This window comes from Bordetella petrii (assembly GCF_020991325.1).
In the GTDB taxonomy this organism is placed as follows: Bacteria; Pseudomonadota; Gammaproteobacteria; order Burkholderiales; family Burkholderiaceae_B; genus Bordetella_A; species Bordetella_A petrii_E.
In genome coordinates this window covers 1-3,360 of the sequence record NZ_JAJMLX010000383.1, presented here as the reverse complement: position 1 = coordinate 3,360, position 3,360 = coordinate 1, and the positions used below count along the sequence as shown (strand labels likewise).

The window sequence follows — 3,360 nt, the reverse complement described above, 5'->3', positions numbered from 1 at the left end:
CTTCCGCGCGGGCCGGCGCCGGGCTGACGGGCTGGTGGCTGCCCATAGGCTGCGGGCTAGGCAGTTTCGCGGGCACGTTCCTGGCGAACTACCTGCGATGAACGCGCCTTTCCCCGCGCGCCCGCGCGCCAGCCTTTACGGCATGCGCTATGCGGCGGTCACCGGCCACCACCTGGCCAGCCGCGCGGCGGCGGTCCGGCTGGAATCCGGCGGCTCGCTGATCGACGCCATGATCGCGGCGTCGGCGGTGTTGACGGTGGCGCTGCCCCACGCGACTTCCCTGGGTGGCTGCGCAATGATGCTGCACTACCATGCGGGGCGCGGCGAACTGACCGGTCTGAATGGTTCCGGGCACGCGCCCGCGGCCGCCAGGCCGGGCCTCTTCCCGAACGGCATCGATCCGCGGGGACCGCGCAGTTGGGTCGTGCCCGGCCTGGTGCGATTCTGGGCCCGAGCCCACCAATCGCATGGCCTCCTGCCTTGGCGCACACTTTTCAGCGATGCCATTGAACTGGCCGGACACGGTTTGGGCTTTGGCAGCGAACTGGCGCGCAACCTGGCCCTGGCCGGCGCCGAGGTGCGGGCGCAACCCGGTTTCGCGCAGGCCTTCACGGAAAACGGCGCTGACCGCAAGGTGGGCACTCCATGGCGGCAGCCGGCGTTGGCCGAAACGCTGCGGCAAATCGCCGAAGAAGGGGAAACCGCCTTTTATCACGGCGACATCGCGCGGCGGCTGGCCTGCTACGCGTCCGAGCAAGGTGCCCTGCTGACCCGCGAAGACCTGGCGGACAGCCGGGCGGACTGGGTCGCCCCGGTCTGGCAGGACCACGGCCGCTGGCAGGTTGGCGTCATGCCGCCGAACTCCGTCGGTGTGCTGATGCAGGCGCAGCTGGCACACCTGCGCCCGGCCTATGAACAGCCAAGGGAAGAGCGCCTGTACGCGCAGATCGTGGCGGCATCCCGGCTGCTGCCCGGCCTGCGCGACCGGGTCGCCGATCCCGGCGCGGCCTGGCCCTGGGAAGAAACGGCAGACGGCATCCGGCCTGCATCGGCCGGGCCGCAGCGCGGCGATCCGGGCGATACGGCCGGCATCGTGCTGGCCGACGCCAGCGGCAATGGGCTGGCGATGCTGCAAAGTGTGTTCCAGCCCTTCGGCAGCGGCTGCGTCGACCCCGCCACCGGCATCCTCATGAACAACCGGCTGGGCGAGTTCAGCCTGACAGCCGGGCAGCACAATCTGCTGGCGCCCGGGAAACGGCCGGTGCATACGCTGAACCCATACGTCGTGGCTGCCGGTGGCAAGCCCGCGCTGTACGCGGTGTCGCCAGGCGGCGTCAGCCAGACCACGACGGGCGTGCAGTGCCTGTTCAATGCCTTGCTGGACGACATGCGCCTGCCGCAAGCCATCGATGCGCCCCGCTGGAGCTTGTCGCGCGATGGCAAGGTGATGTGCGAGCCCGGGTTCCCCGCGGACGTCGTGCGCCGGCTGCGCGAACGCGGCATGGAGGTCGCCACCGATTCGCTGCACCCGTTCTATTTCGGCTCGGTCAAGGCCGTCCGGCCGCTGCCCGGCGGCATGCTGGAAGCCGCCGCCGACCTCAGGCGCGAAGCCTGTGCGCTGGCCTGGTAATGCGGCGGACAGGACACAGCCCTACCCGCTATCCTTCAAGTACACCGCAAACTCGCGCAATTGCGATTCGCTTTTCTCGATAGCCTGCAAGCTGGCCTGCCCGCCTCGGGCCACCAGCAGCGCCACCAGCGTTTGCGCAACCGACAGGGCCGGCACCACGGACGGAAACAGTGACGGGGTGTTGTTGGCCGCCACGATCAGCGCGGTGGCCTGGGCCGCGGTGGGCGACACCGCGCTATCGGTAACGCTGACGATGCGCAGCCCGCGATCGCGCGCGAACCGCAGCGCCGATACGGCATCACGGGCGTAAGGTTCATAGCTGAACACCAGCAGGGCATCGTCCGGTCCCGCCCGGCGCAGGTCGTCGGCAAAAGTGCCGGCGATGCCCGACAGCAGCGTGGTGTTGTGCTGGAACATACCGCAGGCATAGTTGAAATAAAACGCCGCCGGGAACAGGCTGCGCAGCCCCGCCACGTAAATGTGGCGGGCCCCGGCCAACACGTCGCTGGCGGCGCGGATGCCATCCATGGTGCCGGGCTCGAGCAGGGATTCCAGGTTGCGCGTATCGGCCTGCACCAGTTCGCGCGCCAGGGTGGCGGTCTTGTCGCGGGTGCCGCGCTGTTGCAGGGCCGTGGCGCGCTGCGCGAACGACCCGGCCCCCTGCGCCAGCCAATGGCGGTAGACATCGCGCAGGGCCTCGTAGCCATCGAACCCCAGTTGGCGGGCCATGCGGTGCATGGCACTGGATTGCAAACCGGCATCCGCGGCGGCGGCACGCATGGAATGCAGCGCAATGGCCTTGGGGTTGTCGATGATATAGCGCGCGGCGCGCTGCAAGGTGGCCGGCAGGCCGGGGTACTGCTCTTCGATCAGTTTGTCGACCGCGCGCTTGTCCATCGGTGTTCCTGTATTGCCGCCGGAAAGGCCTATTTTACGGTTGCCACGCTGGCCACCGCCGCGTCCAGCGCCTTGCCCAGCAGATCCATCGCCATATCGAGTTCGGCTTTGCTGCTCAGGTATGGCGGCGCCAGCAAGACATGGTCGCCCCTTTCCCCATCGATGGTGCCGCCGCCTGGGTAGCACAGCAGTCCATGGTCCAGGGCCTCTTGCTTGATGCGCGCATGCAATTGCAGGGCGGGGTCGAACGGCGTGTTGGGCCCGCGCCGGGCCACCAGTTCGATGGCCTGGAACAGTCCCCGCCCGCGGATGTCGCCCACATGGGGATGGCCCCCGAAGCGCTCGCGCAGGCCTGCCTGCAGGTACTCGCCAAGCTGCCCGCACTGGCGCACCAGGCCATCGCGCGCCACGATGCGTTGCACGGCCAGCGCACCGGCGCATGCCACCGGGTGCCCCACATAGGTGTGTCCATGCTGAAAGGCTCCCGAGCCGCCGACGATAGCCTCGACTACCCTGTCGTGCGCCATGACGGCGGCAATGGGCTGATACCCGCCGCCCAGCCCTTTCGCCAGACATAGCAGGTCGGGCACCACCCCTTCATTCTCAAAGGCATGGTAGGTGCCAGTACGGCCCATGCCCGACATGACTTCGTCCAGGATCAGCAGCACGCCGTAGCGGTCGCACACGGCGCGGATCTTGCGGAAATAGCCGGGCACTGGGCACACCGCGCCCGCAGTCGCTCCCACCACCGTTTCCGCGATGAAGGCACTGACCGTATCGGGCCCCAAGGCCAGGATGGTCTGTTCCAGTTCGTGGGCCAGGCGCGTGCCATA

The 3,360-nt window shown here is 68.6% G+C and carries 3 protein-coding genes; 1 reads left to right on the top strand and 2 read right to left on the bottom strand.

Translation table 11 applies throughout. The features are described from left to right. The first annotated feature begins 97 nt into the window (after positions 1 to 97). A complete protein-coding gene (locus LPZ50_RS23290; protein WP_230665236.1) occupies positions 98 to 1,630 on the top strand; it encodes a gamma-glutamyltransferase family protein in 1,533 nt (510 codons plus the stop codon). Positions 1,631 to 1,651: 21 nt separating this feature from the next. Here the strand turns inward: LPZ50_RS23290 and LPZ50_RS23285 are convergent, their stop codons facing one another. Further along, a complete protein-coding gene (locus tag LPZ50_RS23285; protein ID WP_230665235.1) occupies positions 1,652 to 2,527 on the bottom strand; it encodes a MurR/RpiR family transcriptional regulator in 876 nt (291 codons plus the stop codon). Positions 2,528 to 2,556: 29 nt separating this feature from the next. After that, a partial coding sequence (locus LPZ50_RS23280; RefSeq protein ID WP_230665234.1) for an aminotransferase class III-fold pyridoxal phosphate-dependent enzyme occupies positions 2,557 to 3,360 on the bottom strand: 804 nt, incomplete at its 5' end.